Source organism: Acidovorax sp. GW101-11A03 (assembly GCF_059424825.1).
Window position 1 is genome coordinate 16,105 of sequence record NZ_JBWKZU010000030.1, and the last position, 17,592, is coordinate 33,696.

Here is a 17,592-nt window from a genome sequence, read left to right on the forward strand (position 1 = left end):
CCTGCGTCCACTGCATCATTGTGCGGCCAGTGCCTTCACCACCGCATCGCCCATCTGCGCGGTGCCCACCTTGGTGGTGCCTTCGCTGTAGATGTCGGGCGTGCGCAGGCCCTGCGCCAGCACCTTTTGCACGGCGGCTTCGATGCGCTGGGCGGCGGCTTCCTGGTTCAGGCTGAAGCGCAGCATCATCGCGGCACTCAGGATGGTGGCCAGCGGGTTGGCGATGCCCTTGCCCGCGATGTCGGGAGCGCTGCCGTGGCTGGGCTCGTACAGGCCCTGGTTGCTGCTGTTGAGCGATGCCGAAGGCAGCATGCCGATGGAGCCGGTGAGCATCGAGGCTTCGTCCGACAGGATGTCGCCGAACATGTTGCCAGTCACCACCACGTCAAACGCCTTGGGGGCCTTGACCAGTTGCATGGCCGCGTTGTCCACGTACATGTGCTGCAGCTCGACGTCGGGGTATTCCTTGTGCACGTCGGTGACCACGTCCTTCCAGAACTGGAAGGTTTCCAGCACGTTGGCCTTGTCCACGCTGGTGACCTTCTTGTTGCGCTTGCGGGCGGCCTGGAAGGCGACGTGGGCGATGCGCTCGATCTCGGGGCGGCTGTAGCGCATGGTGTCGAAGGCCTCTTCGGCACCGGGGAAGTGGCCGTCGGTGGCCACGCGGCGGCCGCGCGGCTGGCCGAAGTAGATGTCGCCGGTCAGCTCGCGGATGATGAGGATGTCGAGGCCCGCAATCAGTTCGGGCTTGAGGCTCGAAGCGCCCACCAGCTGTTCGTAGCAGATGGCGGGGCGGAAGTTGGCGAACAGGCCCAGGTTCTTGCGCAGGCCCAGGATGGCCTGCTCGGGGCGCAGGGGGCGGTCGAGCTTGTCGTACTTCCAGTCGCCCACAGCGCCGAACAGCACGGCGTCAGCCGCTTTGGCGAGGTTGAGCGTGGACTCGGGCAGCGGGTGGCCGTGGGCTTCGTAGGCGGCGCCACCGACCAGGGCAGACTCCATTTCGAACTTCAGGTCGAGTGCCTTCAGGACCTTGACGGCCTCGGCGACGATTTCGGTGCCAATGCCGTCACCCGGCAGAACTGCGATTTTCATTGGTTTGCTTCTATTTTGATAGCTGATTGGGCAATCTGGTTGCGCGCAAACGGCCATTTTGATGGGTATTTTTGGGCTCAGGACACCATGGTGTGTGCCAGCCAGGGCTTGGTAGCCAGACGCTGGGCCTCGAATGCCTTGATCTTGTCGGACTGGCGCAGGGTCAGGCCGATGTCGTCAAAGCCGTTGAGCAGGCAGTACTTGCGGAAGGCAATCACATCGAACGGGATTTCTCCGCCCTGCGGCCGCACCACCACTTGGCGCTCCAGGTCGATGGTGAGCTGGTAGCCGGGGAAGGCCGCCACTTCGTCGAACAGCTGGGCCACGGTGGCTTCGGGCAGCACGATGGGCAAGAGGCCGTTCTTGAAGCAGTTGTTGAAGAAGATGTCGGCAAAGCTGGGTGCAATCACGGCGCGAAAGCCGAACTGGTCCAGCGCCCAGGGCGCGTGCTCGCGGCTGGAGCCGCAGCCGAAGTTCTTGCGGGCCAGCAGGATGCTGGCGCCTTGGTAGCGAGGCTGGTTCAGCACGAAGTCGGGGTTGGGCTTGCGCTGGCTTTCGGGGATGCCGGGCTCGCCCTTGTCCAGATAGCGCCACTCGTCAAACAGGTTGGGGCCAAAGCCCGTCTTCTTGATCGATTTGAGGAACTGCTTGGGGATGATGGCGTCGGTATCGACGTTCTCGCGGTCCATCGGGGCCACCAGGCCCTTGTGCACGGTGAATTTCTGCATGGCGTTCTCTGGTCCTACTTGGCGGCCCGCTCGATGGCGCTGCCGGCTTTGCCGATGTCCTGGCCCACGCCCTTGACGGTGTTGCAACCGGCCAGCACGAAGGCGAGGGTCAGTGCGATGAGGGTGACGGTGTTTTTCATGACAAAGCTCCTTCAGGCAAATTGGCGGATGTCCACAAAATGGCCGTGCACGGCGGCGGCGGCGGCCATGGCGGGGCTGACGAGATGGGTGCGGCCACCGGCGCCCTGGCGGCCTTCGAAGTTGCGGTTGCTGGTGGATGCGCAGCGCTCGCCGGGCTCCAGGCGGTCGGCATTCATGGCCAGGCACATGCTGCAGCCGGGTTCGCGCCATTCAAAGCCCGCGGCCTTGAAGATCTGGTCCAGGCCTTCGCGCTCGGCCTGCTCCTTGACCAGGCCCGAGCCGGGCACCACCATGGCCAGCTTCACATTGCTGGCCACCTTGCGGCCCAGGTTCTTCACCACGGCGGCGGCTTCGCGCATGTCTTCGATGCGGCTGTTGGTGCACGAGCCGATGAACACCTTGTCGATGGTGATGTCGTTGATGGGCTTGCCGGGCTGCAAGTCCATGTAGGTCAGCGCGCGCTCGATGGCACCACGCTTGTTGGCGTCTTTTTCCTTGTCGGGGTCCGGCACGCGGGCGTCCACGCCCAGCACCATCTCGGGGCTGGTGCCCCAGGTGACCTGCGGCACGATTTCGGCCGCGTCGAGCTTGACCACGGTGTCGAACTTCGCGTCGGCATCGGAATGCAGCGTCTTCCAGTACGCCACGGCCTGGTCCCATTCCACGCCCGTGGGCGACAGGGGGCGGCCCTTGACGTATTCGATGGTCTTGTCGTCCACCGCCACCAGGCCTGCGCGGGCACCGGCCTCGATGGCCATGTTGCACACGGTCATGCGGCCTTCCATGCTCATGGCGCGGAACACCGAGCCTGCAAACTCAATGGTGTAGCCCGTACCGCCTGCGGTGCCAATCTTGCCGATGATGGCCAGCACCACGTCTTTGGGGGTGACGCCCTTGGCCAGCGTGCCGTCCACCTGCACCAGCATGTTCTTGGCCTTCTTGGCCAGCAGCGTCTGCGTGGCCATGACGTGCTCGACTTCCGACGTGCCGATGCCGTGGGCCAGTGCGCCAAACGCGCCGTGCGTGCTGGTATGGCTGTCGCCGCACACCACCGTCATACCGGGCAGGGTGGCGCCGTTTTCAGGGCCGATCACGTGCACGATGCCCTGGCGCTTGTGCATGAAGGGGAAGAACGCCGCGGGCGAGATCGTCGCCATGTTGTCGTTCAGCGTGGTGATCTGCTCTTTGCTGATTGGGTCGGTGATGCCGTCGTAGCCGTTTTCCCAGCCTGTGGTGGGCGTGTTGTGGTCGGCCGTGCCCACGATGGAGCTCATGCGCCACACCTTGCGGCCCGCCTCGCGCAGGCCTTCGAACGCCTGGGGGCTGGTGACTTCGTGCACCAGGTGGCGGTCGATGTAGAGGATGGAGGTGCCGTCCTCTTCGGTGTGGACGACATGCTCGTCCCAGATCTTGTCGTACAGGGTGCGTCCCATGGCGTGGCTTTCTACTTTCAGGTGGGGGATTGGATTTTAGTGTCGGGGGCTTGGTTCACTGGTGCCGGGCCGGGGTGTGGCGCGAGGTGTTCCACCAGCAGGCGCGCGGTGATGGGCAGGGCGTCAAAGTCGCGGGCCACCACGCGCAGTTCGCGGTGGGCCCAGGCGTCGGTCAGCGGGATGGCCTGCAGCTGGCCCACGCCGCGCATCAGTGCAAAAGCCCGGTCGGGCAGCAGGCCCACGCCCAGGCCGTTGTCGATCATGCGGCACATGGCATCGAGCCCCGTGACCTGGATGCGCTGGCGCAGTGGGCGCCCGGCAGCGGCGGCGGCGGCGCGCATGGCCAGGCTGATGCTGCTGTTGGCATGCAGGCCGACGATGTCCCAGTCCAGCACCTCTTCAAAATTGATAGCTGCCTGGGCAGACAGGGCGTGCCCAGAGGGCACTACAAGCATCAAACGGTCGGACCGGTAGGGGCGGCTTTGCAGTGCGGGGCTGCCCCCGGCGCTGGCCATGCCGATGTTGCAGATACCCAGGTCGGCCGCGCCTTCCTGCACGGCATGCAGCACGTCGCTGGAGAGGTGCTCCTGCAGGTCGATCTTGATCTGGCTGTGCTCGCGCGCAAAGGCGCCCAGGTCTTCGGGCAAAAACTGGAAGATGGCCGAGATGTTGGCGTGCATGCGCACATGGCCGCGCACGCCGTCGGCGTATTCGCTCAGCTCGCCCTGCATGCGTTCGAGGCCAAACAGCACGGTGCGGGCGTGGTGCAGCAGGCTCTCGCCTGCCGGGGTCAGGGTCACGCCCCGGCTGTGGCGGTACAGCAGGGCCGTGTCCACAGCGGTTTCCAGGTCCGACAGGCGCTTGCTGACGGCCGATGCCGCGATGAATTCGCGCTCGGCCGCGCGGCCGATGCTGCCAAGCTCGCACACCGCCACAAACAGTTGCAGCGAGGTCAGGTCAATACGGCGCGCAAAACTGCGCTCGGAGCTTTTCATGGGGTGTTTGTCTTCTCGAAATGAGAAGGATCGTTATTTTCTTCCCATTATTCGTTGGTTGTCATCGCCATGCGAGATGGCTGGGTTGCCCGTCTGCGGTTTGCCCGCTGCGCAAGGGGGCGGGTTCGTTCACACTTTCTCAGGCCACACAGGTGCTGCCATGCTCTGGCACCGCCGCATTCCAGCGCAGTTCGTGCGCGATCCGCTGGCGCAGGTGGTCGGCGGCGCCCATTTCGCCATGCACCACATACACCTGGTCGGGCGCGTGGCCCATGCTGCGCAGCCAGGCGATGAGCTGGTTGCCATCGGCATGGGCCGAGGCGGACGACAGCCGCACCACCTCGGCACGCACAGCCACATCCTGGCCATGGATGCGGATGGTCTTTTCGCCCTCGGCCAGCCGCGCGCCGCGCGTGCCCGGCGCCTGGTGCCCGGTCAGGATGATCATGTTGCGGTGGTCGCCCGCGTGCAACGCCAGGTGGTGCAGCACGCGGCCGCCGGTGGCCATCCCGCTGGCCGACAGAATGACCATGGGGCCATGCAGCCGGGCCAGACCTTTGGACTGTTCCGTTGTCTGAACCATGGTGGCGCCGTGTTCCAGCGCTTGCACTTCGCGTCCACTCAGTCGGTGTTCCTGCATGTGGTGCTGGAACAGCCCGGTCGTGCTTACAGCCATGGGGCTGTCCAGGAACACCTTGAGCGACGCAGGCACCACGCCCTGTGCCTTCAGCAACCCGATGGCGTGCAGCACAACCTGTGCGCGGCCCACGGCGAACACAGGCACCACGGCGATGCCCCCGCGTGCTGCCAGCCGCTGCAGGGCGGGGCCCAGTTCGTCGAGCAGGCCCTCCGGCGGGTGCTCGCGGTCGCCGTAGGTGGATTCGATGAGTACCGTGTCGGCCGGGGGCGGCGCATCGGGCGGGTTCATGAGCAGGTCGTCGGGCCGCCCCAGGTCGCCCGAGAACAGGATGCGCCGTCCACCCACCTCCAGCAGCACGCTGGCCGCGCCCAGGATGTGGCCTGCCGGAGAGAACGTCACCCGCCAGCCGGGCAGGGGCTCGAACGCCTTGTGGAAAGCATGGATCTGGAACTGTTTAAGGCAGTGCAGCGCATCCAGCCGGGTGTACAGCGGCAGGGCCGGGCTGTGGCTGCTGAGCTGGTGGCGGTTGAGGAAGGCGGCATCTTCTTCCTGCAGGTGCCCGCTGTCGGGCAGCAGGATGGTGCACAGGTCGCGCGTGCCCGGCGTGCAGTGGATCGCACGGGTGTAGCCGTCGCGCGCAAGCAGGGGCAGGTAGCCGCTGTGGTCCAGGTGCGCGTGGGTCAGCACTACCGCGTCGATCTGGTGCGGCGTGACGGGCAGGGGCTGCCAGTTGCGCAGGCGCAGCTGCTTGTAGCCCTGGAAGAGTCCGCAGTCCACCAGCAGGCTCTTGCCGTTGTGGCGCACAAGGTATTTGGAGCCGGTGACCGTGCCCGAGCCGCCCAGGAAGGTGATGTTGACGTTCATGCCGATGCCCCTTGTCCCGTTGTTGCCTTTTCCCCGGATTGCGGCCCCCAAAGACCGCCTGGCGGGCTTTCATGCTACGGCGCAGGGGGGCCGGGGGCTACCGCAGGCGGGTGGATTCTTGCCTCAGATCAAGAAATCACCGCTGGCAATGTTTTTCTGTTGCAAATCCTCCGGCGGTACTACAGTGGGCAGCCCATCTCCCTGATGCCCCGTTTTGGCGGGACCTTCATCCCAAAGGTTGAGGTATGCAACCCAGGTTTTCCTGTCACGCGCATGGCGCCTTGCTGGCAGCAGTTTTGCTGACGGGCGGGCCCCAGGTGCGCGCGCAGGCCCTGGACGACCCGCCCGAATGGGCCGACGAGCCCCCTGTGCTGTCGCGCTGGCTGGAGGAGGGCTACGAGGCCGAAGTGCGGCGCCAGCCGCACCGCGCCGCGCAGCGCTACTGCGATGCCGCGCGCTACGGCAGTGTGGAGGCGCAATACCGCCTGGGCCGCCTGCTGATGCGGGGACGCGATGTGGTGCCGGATCCGGCAGCGGCAGCCACCTTGCTGGCCCTGGCGGCGCAGCGGGGGCACGAGAAGGCGCGCAGCCTGGCCGAAGGCCTGGCGCCGGGCGACCAGCTGCCAGACTGCCTCACCACGGGGGACGCCCCCCGGCTGGAGGTGCGCGATTCTGCGCAGGAGGTTGTGCCCCACGAGGTGGTAGACCGCTATGTCAGCAACCTGCCCGATGAAAAACGCCGCCACGCCGAGCTGGTGCAGCGGCTCGCACCCCGCTTCGAGGTAGACCCGCGCCTGGCACTGGCCATCGTGCGGTCGGAGTCCAACTTCCAGGCCCGGGCGCTGTCGCCCAAGAACGCGCAGGGGCTGATGCAGCTGATCCCCGAGACGGCGGATCGTTTTGGTGTGCGCGACGTGTGGAACCCCGAGCAGAACGTGCGTGGCGGGCTGACCTACCTGCGCTGGTTGCTGGACCGCTTTGGGGGCGATGTGGCACTGGCCTCGGCCGCCTACAACGCGGGTGAGAAAGCGGTGGAGCGGCATGGCGGCGTGCCGCCCTACAGCGAGACGCGTGAGTACGTGCGCCGCATCCTGGGCTTTTACCGCGCGCCCCAGCACGAGCGGCCGGGCAAGGCCACGGGGCTGGCCGTGCAGCCCGTAGCGCGCATGAAAAAACCGCCCGGGCCGTGAGGCCGAGGGCGGTTGGGGGAGGGGAGCAGGTGCTGGATCAGCTGAAGAAGTTCTTCAGCCGGTCCGTCCAGCTCTCGCCGCTGGGTGAGTGGCGGGCGCCGCCCTTCTTGAGCGAATCTTCCAGCTCGCGCAGCAGCTTGCGCTGGTGCTCGGTCAGCTTGACCGGTGTTTCCACCGCGATGTGGCAGTACAGATCGCCCGGGTAGCTGGCGCGCACGCCCTTGATGCCCTTGCCGCGCAGGCGGAACTGCTTGCCGGCCTGGGTGCCTTCAGGGATGTCGATCGCGGCCTTGCCTGCGAGCGTGGGTACCTCGATCTCGCCGCCCAGCGCGGCCGTGATGAAGCTCACGGGCACCTGGCAGTGCAGGTCATCGCCGTCGCGCTCGAAGATGTCGTGTTTCTTCAGGCGGATCTCGATGTACAGGTCACCCGGCGGGCCGCCGTTGGTGCCCGGCTCGCCGTTGCCGGTGGAGCGGATGCGCATGCCGTCGTCGATGCCCGCAGGAATCTTCACTTCCAGCGTCTTCTGCTTCTTGAGCTTGCCCTGGCCATGGCAGGTGGTGCAGGGCTCGGGGATGATCTTGCCTGTGCCACGGCAGTGCGGGCAGGTCTGCTGCACGCTGAAGAAGCCCTGGCGCATCTGCACTGTGCCTGCGCCCTGGCAGGTGCCACAGGTCTTGGCGCTGGTGCCGGGCTTGGCGCCGCTGCCGTGGCAGGTGTCACAGCTCTCCCACGAGGGGATGCGGATCTGCGCGTCCTTGCCGCGTGCGGCTTCTTCCAGTGTGATCTCCATGGCGTAGCTCAGGTCGCTGCCCCGGTACACCTGGCGGCCACCCGCACCGCGCCCACGCCCGCCCTGCTGGCCAAACATGTCGCCGAAGATGTCGCCGAAGGCCTCGGCAAAACCGCCAAAACCTTCTGCCCCTGCACCGCCGGGGCCGCGCATGTTGGGGTCCACCCCGGCGTGGCCGTACTGGTCGTAGGCGGCACGCTTTTGCGGGTCGGAGAGCATCTCGTAGGCCTCCTTGGCCTCCTTGAACTTCTCTTCGGCAGGCTTGGCCGCATCACCCTGGTTGCGGTCAGGGTGGTGCTTCATCGCCAGCTTGCGATAGGCCTTCTTGATTTCTTCGTCCGAGGCGTTCTTGGGAACGCCCAGGATTTCGTAAAAGTCTCGTTTGGACATAGTGATTCAGAACCCGGTTGGAACAGGAACGCCGCGCAGCCCCTGTAGGCATTGCGCGGCGGCTCGGGTCAACGGGGGCTCGCTCAGCCCTTCTTGACTTCCTTCACTTCGGCATCGACGACGTTGTCGTCGTCAGCGGGCTTGGCCGAAGAAGCGGAGGCCGAGGCACCTGCCGCATCGGCGCCACCGGCGGCCTGGGCGGCTTGTGCAGCCTGGGATTCGGCGTACATCTTCTCGCCCAGCTTCTGGCTGGCGGCCATCAAGGCCGTGGTCTTCTCGTCGATGGACGCCTTGTCCTCACCCTTCAAGGCTTCTTCCAGGGCCTTCACGGCGGCCGTGATCGCGTCCTTTTCGCCAGCGTCCAGCTTGTCGCCATGCTCGGCCAGGCTCTTGTTCACGCTGTGCACGGCGGCTTCGCCCTGGTTACGGGCTTGCACCAGTTCCAGCTTCTTCTTGTCGTCGGCGGCGTTCAGCTCGGCGTCCTTCACCATCTTCTGGATTTCTTCTTCCGACAGGCCGGAGCTGGCCTTGATGGTGATCTTGTTCTCCTTGCCGGTGCCCTTGTCCTTGGCGCCCACGTGCAGGATGCCGTTGGCGTCGATGTCGAACGACACCTCGATCTGTGGCACGCCGCGTGCTGCGGGCGGGATGCCTTCCAGGTTGAATTCGCCCAGCAGCTTGTTGCCCGAGGCCATCTCGCGCTCGCCCTGGAACACCTTGATCGTCACGGCGGGCTGGTTGTCGTCGGCCGTCGAGAAGGTCTGCGCGAACTTCGTCGGGATCGTGGTGTTCTTGGTGATCATCTTGGTCATGACGCCGCCCAGGGTCTCGATGCCCAGGGACAGGGGGGTCACGTCCAGCAGCAGCACGTCCTTGCGGTCGCCCGACAGCACCTGGCCCTGGATGGCAGCGCCCACGGCCACGGCTTCGTCAGGGTTCACGTCCTTGCGGGGGTCCTTGCCGAAGAATTCCTTCACCTTCTCCTGCACCTTGGGCATGCGGGTCATGCCGCCGACCAGGATCACGTCGTGGATGTCGGACACCGACACGCCAGCGTCCTTGATTGCCGTGCGGCAAGGCGCGATGGTGCGCTCGATCAGCTCCTCCACCAGGGCCTCCAGCTTGGCGCGGGTCAGCTTGATGTTCAGGTGCTTGGGGCCCGAGGCATCGGCCGTGATGTAGGGCAGGTTGATGTCGGTGGAGGCCGAGTTCGACAGCTCGATCTTGGCCTTTTCGGCGGCTTCCTTCAGGCGCTGCAGGGCCAGCACGTCCTTGGACAGGTCCACGCCCTGTTCCTTCTTGAACTCGCTGATGATGAAGTCGATGATGCGCTGGTCGAAGTCTTCGCCGCCCAGGAAGGTGTCGCCGTTGGTGGACAACACTTCGAACTGCTTTTCGCCGTCCACGTCGGCGATTTCGATGATGGACACGTCGAACGTGCCGCCACCCAGGTCATACACGGCGATCTTGCGATCGCCCTTTTCCTGCTTGTCCAGGCCAAAGGCCAGGGCCGCAGCGGTGGGCTCGTTGATGATGCGCTTGACTTCCAGGCCCGCGATGCGGCCGGCGTCCTTGGTGGCTTGGCGCTGGGCGTCATTGAAGTACGCAGGCACGGTGATCACGGCCTCGGTCACGGGCTCGCCCAGGTAGTCCTCGGCGGTCTTCTTCATCTTGCGCAGGATGTCGGCCGACACCTGCTGGGCCGACAGCTTGCTGCCACGCACTTCCACCCAGGCGTCGCCGTTGTCGGCGGCCACGATGGAGTAGGGCATCAGGTCGATGTCCTTTTGCACTTCTTTTTCGGTGAACTTGCGGCCGATCAGGCGCTTGATCGCGTACAGCGTGTTCTTGGGGTTGGTCACGGCCTGGCGCTTGGCTGAGGCGCCAACGAGGATCTCGCCGTCTTCCTGGTAGGCCACGATGGAGGGCGTGGTGCGCGCGCCTTCGCTGTTCTCGATCACGCGCGTGGTGTTGCCTTCCATGATGGACACGCAGCTGTTGGTGGTGCCCAGGTCAATGCCGATGATTTTTCCCATGATTTTTCTCCGAATGCTTGAATGGTTTGGATGGCTAGTAACTTGTGGATAACTCGTGGGGGTTCAAGTCATCCGCGCTGATTTATTTGAAGATTTACTTCGGGGCCGTGACGGTGACGAGGGCCGGGCGCAGCACGCGTTCGGAGATCACATAGCCTTTTTGCAGCACGGCCACGACGGTGTTGGCCTCTTGCTCGGCTGGGACCACGCTGATGGCCTGGTGCTGGTGCGGGTCGAACTTGGCGCCCGCAGCGGGGTTGATGGCCAGCACCTTGTTGCGCTCCAGGGCCGAGGTCAGCTGGCGCAGAGTGGCGTCGGCACCTTCGCGCAGCTGTTGGGGCGTGGCTTCCTTGATGGCCAGGGCGGCATCCAGGCTGTCGGCCACGGGCAGCAGGCTTTCGGCAAAGCTCTCGATGCCGAACTTGCGGGCCTTCGCCACTTCATCATCAGCGCGGCGGCGGGCGTTCTCCGCCTCGGCCTTGGCGCGCAGGAACTGGTCGGCCAGATCGGCGCTCTTGGCCTTCAGCTCGGCCAGCTCGCCTTGGAGGCGGGCCAGCTCGTCAGAGGCGTGGGCAGCCATGGCGGCTTCGACTTCTTCGGGGGCGGGGGCGCTCTGGGGCGGGGTGGTTTGGCTGTGGTCTGACATGTCTTGGTCTGAAGGTGAGTGAAACGGTACGCGCGGGACTTGGGGGCATGCCGTCACAAATCAAGGTCTGTACCAGGGATTTGTGATTTTGGGCCCTGCGCGCAGTGCTTCGTAGTGGTAAGCAAGTCGGTCCAACCCCGGGTATTGCAAGGATTGAATATCCGTTCAGGCACCACCAGGCGCCTTTCATTGGACGCCTTTTGCGCGTGCCCAAGGGCTGACGGAAAACGCTGAGTGTACAAGCGGCGGCGGCCGGGCTATAATCGCAGGCTTTCCCTTGCCACACCACTTCTAGACGCGGTGGGTGGTCTCACCCAAAAGGAGTCTGCATGCGTCATTACGAAATCATTTTGTTGATCCATCCGGATCAAAGCGAACAAGTTCCAGCCATGCTGGAGCGCTACAAGGGCATGATCACCGCTGGCGGTGGCAAGGTGCACCGCGTGGAAGACTGGGGTCGCCGTCAACTGGCATACCTGATCAACAAGCTGGCCAAGGCCCACTACCTGTGCGTGAACATCGAAGCTGACCAGGCTGTGATGGCTGAACTGGAGCACGCCTTCAAGTTCAACGACGCCGTGCTGCGCCACCTGACGGTTCAGAAGAAGAAGGCCGACACGGGCCCCTCTTCCATGATGAAGACCGTTGAGCGCGAAGAAGCCCGCAAGGCCAGCCAAGCTGAGTATGCAGCTGCCGGCGGTGAGCGCGGCGAGCGCTGATCCATCCTTTTTGGAGTGGAGAACCGCGTAGTCTTGACCGCCTGTATCGCAGAGGCTGAACCCCTGCGCTACACGCCCGCCGGATTGCCTGCCATCACCCTGCGGCTCGAACATGAGTCGCAGCAAACCGAGGCAGAACATCCCCGCGCAGTCAGGGCCGCCATCAAAGCCATGGCTTTCGGAGCAATGGCTGAGCGTCTGGCAAGGCAGAACATCGGAAGTCACTGGACTTTTCACGGATTTCTGGCCAACCCGCGCAATGGCAAGACCGCAGTGCTGCACATCCAGGATATTCAACAAAATTAATTTTCAAGGGGTCCGCAATGGCCACGTTCAAGAAGTTCAACAAAGACAAGCGCCCAAAGCGCAACACCCAGTCCCTGCTGTTCAAGCGCAAGCGCTTCTGCCGCTTCACGGTGACGGGCGTTGAAGAAATCGACTACAAGGATGTCGATACGCTGCGCGATTTCATCGCCGAAAACGGCAAGATCATCCCCGCACGCCTGACCGGCACGCGCGCCATCTTCCAGCGTCAGCTGAACACCGCCATCAAGCGCGCCCGCTTCCTGGCCCTGGTGCCTTACAGCGACCAGCACAAGATCTAAGGAGCACAACCCATGCAAATCATCCTGCTCGACAAGGTTGTGAACCTCGGCAACCTCGGTGAAATCGTCAAGGTCAAGGACGGCTACGCCCGCAACTTCCTGATCCCTTCGGGCCGTGCACGCCGTGCCACCGAAGCTGCCAAGGCAGAGTTCGAAGCCAAGCGCGCCGAACTCGAAAAGGCTGCTGCCGCCAAGCTGGCAGAAGCCCAAGCCCAAGGCGAAAAGCTGGCTGGCACCACCGTCAAGCTGACGCAAAAGGCGGGCGTGGACGGCCGTCTGTTCGGTTCTGTGACCAACCATGACATCGCCGAAGAGCTGAACAAGCAAGGCTACAAGGTTGCCAAGTCGCAGATCCGCCTGCCCAACGGCCCTATCAAGGTTGTGAGCGACAGCGCCGTGAGCGTGGCTCTGCACACCGACGTGGTGGTGGAAGTCAACGTGTCGGTCTACGGCGAAACCGCCTGATCGCCAGCGCGTAGATAATCTCTGCGCGACTCGCCGCGAAAGCCGCCTCCGGGCGGCTTTCGCGCTTTTGACCCAGCCCATTTGTACAGGGTTGCCCACTGGTCATCCACAGATTGTCCCAAGGCTTATCCATTTCGGCTGCTGCCCCTGGGGCCATGGGGTAACCGGTTTCTAGACCTGTCCCGGAGAAATCCATGTCCGCTGTTTTCCCTCCGCTCGACGAACAGGGTTCGCTGCCATCTGCCAGCGAAGACCAGGAAATTGCCAAGCTGCGCACGCCGCCGCACTCCATCGAGGCCGAGTCCAGCGTGCTGGGCGGCCTGCTGCTGGACAACAACGCCTGGGACCGGGTGGGGGATCTGCTCAAGGAGGGCGATTTCTACCGTTACGAACACCAGGCCATTTACGCGGCCATCGGCGCGCTGATCAATGCCAGCAAGCCAGCCGATGTGATCACGGTGTTCGAGCAGCTCAAGAACCAGGGCAAGGCCCAGGAGATGGGCGGGCTCACCTACCTGAACAACCTGGCGCAGTACGTTCCCAGCGCCACCAACATCCGCCGCTACGCCGAGATCGTGCGCGAGCGGGCCATCCTGCGCAAACTGGTCACGGCCAGCGACGAGATCTCCACCAACGCCTTCAACCCGCAGGGCAAGACGGTGGAGCGGATTCTGGACGAGGCTGAGGCCAAGATATTTGCCATCGGCGAAGAGGGCTCGCGCAACAAGCAGGGCTTCCAGTCGCTCGACAACCTGGTGATCGACCTGCTCGACAAGGTGCAGGAGATGGCCGACAACCCGGCCGATGTGACCGGTGTGCCCACCGGTTTTGCTGACCTGGACCGCATGACCTCCGGCCTGCAGGCGGGCGACATGATTGTGCTGGCCGCCCGCCCGTCCATGGGCAAGACCTCGTTTGCGGTGAACATCGCCGAACATGTGGCGCTCAACGAAGGCCTGCCGGTCGCGATCTTCTCCATGGAAATGGGTGCCGCCCAGCTGGCGGTGCGTATCGTGGGCTCCATCGGCCGCGTGAACCAGGGCAACCTGCGCACCGGCAAACTCACCGACGATGAATGGCCGCGCCTGACCGAGGCCATTGAGCGGTTGCGCACCGTCTCGCTGCACATCGACGAAACACCGGGCCTGTCCCCGGGTGAGTTGCGTGCCAATGCGCGGCGGCTGGCGCGCCAGTGTGGCAAGCTGGGCCTGATCGTGGTGGACTACTTGCAGCTTATGAGTGGCTCGGGCGCCGGGAGCGCTGATAACCGTGCCACCGAACTGGGCGAGATCTCCCGGGGCCTGAAAATGCTGGCCAAGGAGCTGCAGTGCCCCGTGATCGCGTTGTCGCAGCTCAACCGCTCGGTAGAACAGCGCACCGACAAGCGCCCCATGATGTCCGACCTGCGCGAATCGGGCGCCATCGAGCAGGACGCGGACATCATCATGTTCATCTACCGTGATGACTACTACAACAAGGACAGCAAGGAGCCCAACGTGGCCGAGGTCATCATCGGCAAGCAGCGGAACGGCCCCACGGGCACCGTGAAGCTGTTCTTCCAGAAGAACCAGACACGTTTCGAAAACCTGGCCATGGGCGGTGGAGATGACTACTGACGTGCGGTGTTGACGCTCCAATGAACAAGGCCCCTGCCATCGGCAGGGGCCTTTGCATTTTCAGTGCGAGATCAGAGCACTTCGCTCGCAAAGTCCGCCAGGCGCGAGCGCTCACCGCGCGCCAGCGTGATGTGCCCGCTGTGTGGCCATCCCTTGAAGCGGTCCACCGCATACGTCAGGCCCGAGGAGCCTTCGGTCAGGTATGGCGTGTCGATCTGTGCGAGGTTGCCCATGCAGATGATCTTGGTACCCGGGCCCGCGCGGGTGATGAGTGTCTTCATCTGTTTGGGCGTCAGGTTCTGCGCTTCGTCGATGATCACGTATTTGTTCAGGAAAGTGCGCCCGCGCATGAAGTTCATGCTCTTGATCTTGATGCGGCTACGGATCAGCTCGTTGGTGGCGGCGCGGCCCCATTCACCCGCATTGCCGCCGTCGCCTTTGGCCAAGAATTCGAGGTTGTCGTCCAGCGCGCCCATCCAGGGGCCCATCTTTTCTTCTTCGGTGCCGGGCAGGAAGCCGATGTCCTCGCCCACGCTCACGGTGGCGCGGGTCATGATGATCTCGGTGTAGCGGCGGTCGTCCAGCACCTGGGTCAGGCCTGCGGCCAGGGCCAGCAGGGTCTTGCCGGTGCCGGCGGTGCCGGTCAGCGTCACGAAGTCAATCTCGGGGTCCATGAGCAGGTTCATGGCGTAGTTCTGCTCGCGGTTGCGCGTGGTCACGCCCCACACGGCGTTCTTGGCCGAGCCATAGTCCTTGAGCGTCTGCAGCACCGCTGTTTTCTCGCGGATCTCGCTCACGCGCGCAAACAGGCTGGGCTCGCCGGGGGCCTCAAAATACACAAACTGGTTGATCATCAGCTGGGGCACGATGGGCCCGCCGATGCGGTAGTAGGTGTGGGCGCCGCTCTGCCAGCTCTCCACGTTCTTGCCACTCTTGGCCCAGAAGTCGGGGGGCAGGGCCAGCACACCGGCGTACAGGAGGTCGCCGTCTTCCAGCGTCTTGTCGTTCTGGTAGTCCTCGGCATTCAGGCCCAGCGCGCGCGCCTTGACGCGCATGTTGATGTCCTTGGACACCAGCACCACCTCGCGCGGCGCATGCAGCTTGCGCAGGGCTTCCACCACGCCCAGGATCTGGTTGTCGGCCTTGCCAGGCGGCAGGCTGGTGGGCAGGCTGTAGTCGAGCGGTACGGTCTGGAAGAACAGGTGACCGCCTGCGGCACGCTGGCCTGTGGAGTCGAGCTTGAGGCCCTTGGCCATGTCGGCACCTTGGGCGGCAGCCAGCGCATCCAGGGTGCGGCTGGCCTGGCGGCCATTGCGGGCCACTTCGGTCATGCCCTTCTTGTGGCCGTCCAGTTCTTCCAGCACGATCATCGGCAGGAAGATGTCGTGCTCTTCGAAGCGGAACAGGCTGGTGGGGTCGTGCAGCAGCACATTCGTGTCCAGCACGAACAGCTTGGTCGGGCCCTGTGGTGCGACCTTTTTACCCCGGGGTGCAGCGGTAGGGGCTGCAGCGCTGGGGCTTGCTGCCACGCTGGTCTTGCGTGCCTTGTGGGTGCCGGTAGCGCGGGCGGTTGGGGTGGCTACTGGCTCGGGGGCGCGGGCCTGGGTTTCGACCTGGATCAGCGGGGCTGCGACCAGGGCTGCGGGCGTGGCCGGTGCGGCGCTGCCTGCCTTGCGTCCTGTGCGGGTGGCCGAAGCTGCGCGCACAGGTGCGGCAACGGGTTCGTTGGCCGAGGTTTGTGACACCCGTGGGCGGGCCGTGACTTCGAAGGCTTCTGGCGCGAGGAGTGCAGCGCGCCGGCTGGGGGCGGGGGGCAGGGGCATGGTGGCAGGGCCTCGGTCGGTAAATGAAGAAAGACGGGGGTCAGAAAGCAAAAAGCCGCCTGGAGGCCAAGGCGGCTTTTTGGGGAGGGGTAAACGTCGCGATAACCAGGGGCATAAATCCATTATGCCCACTCTGGATGTCTTGCCGGGGCAAAACCGGTGGGGTGTCGCGTCGATGCTCCAGGGGCTTGATCCGGGTGCGCAGGTGGCAGAGGACTAGGCGGCCTTTTTCAAGGCCTTGATGGATTTGACGGTCTTGAGGACTTCGTCCACGTGGCCGGGCACCTTGAGGCCGCGCCATTCCTGCACCAGCAGGCCGTCGGGGCCGATCAGGAAGGTGCTGCGCTCGATGCCCTTGACCTTCTTGCCGTACATGATCTTGTTCTTGACCACGCCGAACATGTGGCACATCTTCTCTTCGGTGTCGGCGATCAGCTCGAATGGCAGTTCCAACTTTTCCTTGAAGTCGTCATGCGACTTCATGTTGTCACGCGACACGCCGAACACCGCAGCGCCCGCTTTCACGAAATCCTTGTACTTGTCGCGAAACTGCATGGCCTCCGTGGTGCAGCCAGGCGTGTTGTCCTTGGGATAGAAGTACAGAACCAGAATCTGGCCAAGGTGGGAGGTGTTGGAAACCTTGATTCCACCGGTCGCGTTGGCTTCAAATTCAGGGAGGGGTTTGTTGACAACGATCGCCATATCACTTCAATCTCTCAGGATGTAGTCGTTGGTAAGCCGGGGGAATGGGGTGTGTTATTGCTCTTGGTTGGTGCCCCCGACCGCAACCGGTGATTTTACCCCGAAATCGATTGCCAGCCAAATGTAAGACTGTGTGTCTTGCCTCGTGTGGCGGGCGCGTTGGCAAGGGTTTGCATAGGTGCGCCGCGCCTGCTGCAAGGGGTTGCAGATGGGCTTTCAGGTTTCCAGAATCAGCGCTGCCACCACATTCCGGCCTTCTCCGGCCAGGATGTTGTAGGTGCGGCAGGCTGCGGCCGTGTCCATGGTTTCCAGCCCCAGCCGCCGCGCCATCAGCGGGGCTAGCCAGGCGGGGGGCGGAAAGCGGTTGCGGGTTCCGCTGCCAAGGATCACCAGCTCGGCCTCCAGGGTGGCCAGTTGCACGAAGTGGTCCGGGGTCAGGTCTTCGAAGCGTGCGCAGGGCCAAGCCTGGCGCAGCCCGCCGGAGCCGAGGATGACGCTGTGGGTGATCTTCTCCGCGTCCACGCCGATCCAGCCGGGGCCGTAGCCGCTGATGGTCTGTGCGTTCGAGCGGTCGGGCTGAAATTTCATGGAGGTTGGAGTGGCAGGCGGGGCGGTTGGCAGGGCGTGGCCAGAGGCGCTTGCGCCAGGGGAGGGCGCCGGTTCTGTGGTCAAATTATAGGTTTCGCCAAAGTACCCGTTGCTTTGGCCGCCCCC

Annotated in this window: 18 protein-coding genes; 6 read left to right on the forward strand and 12 right to left on the reverse strand. The window is 64.3% G+C overall.

The features are described from left to right. Nucleotides 1–15 precede the first annotated feature (15 nt). The 6 genes from leuB to AC07Z7_RS13900 form a co-directional block, all read right to left on the reverse strand. Nucleotides 16–1,092, reverse strand: coding sequence for a 3-isopropylmalate dehydrogenase (gene leuB / locus AC07Z7_RS13875; protein ID WP_494766577.1), 1,077 nt, complete (start codon nt 1,090–1,092; stop codon nt 16–18). A gap of 77 nt (nt 1,093–1,169) precedes the next feature. Then, nucleotides 1,170–1,820, reverse strand: coding sequence for a 3-isopropylmalate dehydratase small subunit (gene leuD, locus AC07Z7_RS13880; RefSeq protein ID WP_494766578.1), 651 nt, complete (start codon nt 1,818–1,820; stop codon nt 1,170–1,172). A 14-nt stretch (nt 1,821–1,834) separates the two neighbouring features. Further along, on the reverse strand, nt 1,835–1,960 hold the full coding sequence (locus AC07Z7_RS13885) for an entericidin A/B family lipoprotein (protein WP_094285560.1): 126 nt from the start codon (nt 1,958–1,960) through the stop codon (nt 1,835–1,837). A 12-nt stretch (nt 1,961–1,972) separates the two neighbouring features. After that, entirely contained in the window at nt 1,973–3,394 is a 1,422-nt protein-coding gene (gene leuC, locus AC07Z7_RS13890; RefSeq protein ID WP_252657819.1) for a 3-isopropylmalate dehydratase large subunit, read from the reverse strand. A gap of 17 nt (nt 3,395–3,411) precedes the next feature. Further along, the gene (locus AC07Z7_RS13895; RefSeq protein ID WP_494766579.1) at nt 3,412–4,389 is read right to left on the reverse strand and encodes a LysR family transcriptional regulator; all 978 of its coding nucleotides are present in this window, start codon (nt 4,387–4,389) and stop codon (nt 3,412–3,414) included. Nucleotides 4,390–4,528: 139 nt separating this feature from the next. After that, nucleotides 4,529–5,893 carry an MBL fold metallo-hydrolase gene (locus AC07Z7_RS13900; protein ID WP_494766580.1) on the reverse strand — a complete coding sequence of 455 codons (1,365 nt, stop codon included), beginning with the start codon at nt 5,891–5,893 and terminating at the stop codon, nt 4,529–4,531. Between the two features lie 245 nt (nt 5,894–6,138). Between AC07Z7_RS13900 and AC07Z7_RS13905 the strand changes: the two genes are divergently transcribed. Continuing rightward, complete coding sequence (locus AC07Z7_RS13905; RefSeq protein WP_494766581.1) at nt 6,139–7,083, forward strand: lytic transglycosylase domain-containing protein; 945 nt, start codon at nt 6,139–6,141, stop codon at nt 7,081–7,083. A 37-nt stretch (nt 7,084–7,120) separates the two neighbouring features. Here AC07Z7_RS13905 and dnaJ read toward each other — a convergent pair whose 3' ends face one another. From dnaJ to grpE, 3 genes are all read right to left on the reverse strand, one after another. Continuing rightward, nucleotides 7,121–8,266 carry a molecular chaperone DnaJ gene (dnaJ, locus tag AC07Z7_RS13910; protein WP_055399485.1) on the reverse strand — a complete coding sequence of 382 codons (1,146 nt, stop codon included), beginning with the start codon at nt 8,264–8,266 and terminating at the stop codon, nt 7,121–7,123. Between the two features lie 83 nt (nt 8,267–8,349). Beyond that, the gene (gene dnaK / locus AC07Z7_RS13915; RefSeq protein ID WP_252657823.1) at nt 8,350–10,302 is read right to left on the reverse strand and encodes a molecular chaperone DnaK; all 1,953 of its coding nucleotides are present in this window, start codon (nt 10,300–10,302) and stop codon (nt 8,350–8,352) included. A gap of 94 nt (nt 10,303–10,396) precedes the next feature. After that, entirely contained in the window at nt 10,397–10,948 is a 552-nt protein-coding gene (gene grpE / locus AC07Z7_RS13920) for a nucleotide exchange factor GrpE (protein WP_494766582.1), read from the reverse strand. A 329-nt stretch (nt 10,949–11,277) separates the two neighbouring features. Between grpE and rpsF the strand changes: the two genes are divergently transcribed. From rpsF to dnaB, 5 genes are all read left to right on the forward strand, one after another. After that, complete coding sequence (gene rpsF, locus AC07Z7_RS13925; protein ID WP_094285575.1) at nt 11,278–11,667, forward strand: 30S ribosomal protein S6; 390 nt, start codon at nt 11,278–11,280, stop codon at nt 11,665–11,667. Between the two features lie 15 nt (nt 11,668–11,682). Then, a complete protein-coding gene (gene priB / locus AC07Z7_RS13930; protein WP_094285578.1) occupies nt 11,683–11,973 on the forward strand; it encodes a primosomal replication protein N in 291 nt (96 codons plus the stop codon). Between the two features lie 17 nt (nt 11,974–11,990). Continuing rightward, entirely contained in the window at nt 11,991–12,272 is a 282-nt protein-coding gene (gene rpsR, locus AC07Z7_RS13935) for a 30S ribosomal protein S18 (protein WP_005795932.1), read from the forward strand. A 12-nt stretch (nt 12,273–12,284) separates the two neighbouring features. Next, nucleotides 12,285–12,737 carry a 50S ribosomal protein L9 gene (gene rplI / locus AC07Z7_RS13940; protein ID WP_094285580.1) on the forward strand — a complete coding sequence of 151 codons (453 nt, stop codon included), beginning with the start codon at nt 12,285–12,287 and terminating at the stop codon, nt 12,735–12,737. Between the two features lie 194 nt (nt 12,738–12,931). Next, a complete protein-coding gene (gene dnaB / locus AC07Z7_RS13945) occupies nt 12,932–14,353 on the forward strand; it encodes a replicative DNA helicase (RefSeq protein ID WP_094285582.1) in 1,422 nt (473 codons plus the stop codon). Nucleotides 14,354–14,424: 71 nt separating this feature from the next. On the opposite strand, the gene AC07Z7_RS13950 is transcribed toward dnaB, so the two are convergent. The 3 genes from AC07Z7_RS13950 to AC07Z7_RS13960 all read right to left on the reverse strand — a co-directional run bounded on the left by AC07Z7_RS13950 (nt 14,425) and on the right by AC07Z7_RS13960 (nt 17,466). Beyond that, complete coding sequence (locus tag AC07Z7_RS13950) at nt 14,425–16,176, reverse strand: PhoH family protein (RefSeq protein WP_494766583.1); 1,752 nt, start codon at nt 16,174–16,176, stop codon at nt 14,425–14,427. 216 nt (nt 16,177–16,392) lie between these two features. Beyond that, nucleotides 16,393–16,878, reverse strand: coding sequence for a peroxiredoxin (locus tag AC07Z7_RS13955; protein WP_063461152.1), 486 nt, complete (start codon nt 16,876–16,878; stop codon nt 16,393–16,395). A gap of 216 nt (nt 16,879–17,094) precedes the next feature. After that, nucleotides 17,095–17,466 carry an Mth938-like domain-containing protein gene (locus AC07Z7_RS13960; RefSeq protein WP_063461151.1) on the reverse strand — a complete coding sequence of 124 codons (372 nt, stop codon included), beginning with the start codon at nt 17,464–17,466 and terminating at the stop codon, nt 17,095–17,097. Nucleotides 17,467–17,592: the final 126 nt, after the last annotated feature.

Coding starts and splice junctions, on each gene's coding strand:
- leuB (WP_494766577.1), bottom strand. CDS start 1,092: ATGAAAATCGCAGTTCTGCCGGGTGACGGCATTGGCACCGAAATCGTC.
- rpsF (WP_094285575.1), top strand. CDS start 11,278: ATGCGTCATTACGAAATCATTTTGTTGATCCATCCGGATCAAAGCGAA.
- dnaK (WP_252657823.1), bottom strand. CDS start 10,302: ATGGGAAAAATCATCGGCATTGACCTGGGCACCACCAACAGCTGCGTG.
- rpsR (WP_005795932.1), top strand. CDS start 11,991: ATGGCCACGTTCAAGAAGTTCAACAAAGACAAGCGCCCAAAGCGCAAC.
- AC07Z7_RS13960 (WP_063461151.1), bottom strand. CDS start 17,466: ATGAAATTTCAGCCCGACCGCTCGAACGCACAGACCATCAGCGGCTAC.
- AC07Z7_RS13955 (WP_063461152.1), bottom strand. CDS start 16,878: ATGGCGATCGTTGTCAACAAACCCCTCCCTGAATTTGAAGCCAACGCG.
- AC07Z7_RS13950 (WP_494766583.1), bottom strand. CDS start 16,176: ATGCCCCTGCCCCCCGCCCCCAGCCGGCGCGCTGCACTCCTCGCGCCA.
- AC07Z7_RS13900 (WP_494766580.1), bottom strand. CDS start 5,893: ATGAACGTCAACATCACCTTCCTGGGCGGCTCGGGCACGGTCACCGGC.
- rplI (WP_094285580.1), top strand. CDS start 12,285: ATGCAAATCATCCTGCTCGACAAGGTTGTGAACCTCGGCAACCTCGGT.
- grpE (WP_494766582.1), bottom strand. CDS start 10,948: ATGTCAGACCACAGCCAAACCACCCCGCCCCAGAGCGCCCCCGCCCCC.
- leuD (WP_494766578.1), bottom strand. CDS start 1,820: ATGCAGAAATTCACCGTGCACAAGGGCCTGGTGGCCCCGATGGACCGC.
- AC07Z7_RS13885 (WP_094285560.1), bottom strand. CDS start 1,960: ATGAAAAACACCGTCACCCTCATCGCACTGACCCTCGCCTTCGTGCTG.
- leuC (WP_252657819.1), bottom strand. CDS start 3,394: ATGGGACGCACCCTGTACGACAAGATCTGGGACGAGCATGTCGTCCAC.
- dnaB (WP_094285582.1), top strand. CDS start 12,932: ATGTCCGCTGTTTTCCCTCCGCTCGACGAACAGGGTTCGCTGCCATCT.
- dnaJ (WP_055399485.1), bottom strand. CDS start 8,266: ATGTCCAAACGAGACTTTTACGAAATCCTGGGCGTTCCCAAGAACGCC.
- AC07Z7_RS13895 (WP_494766579.1), bottom strand. CDS start 4,389: ATGAAAAGCTCCGAGCGCAGTTTTGCGCGCCGTATTGACCTGACCTCG.
- AC07Z7_RS13905 (WP_494766581.1), top strand. CDS start 6,139: ATGCAACCCAGGTTTTCCTGTCACGCGCATGGCGCCTTGCTGGCAGCA.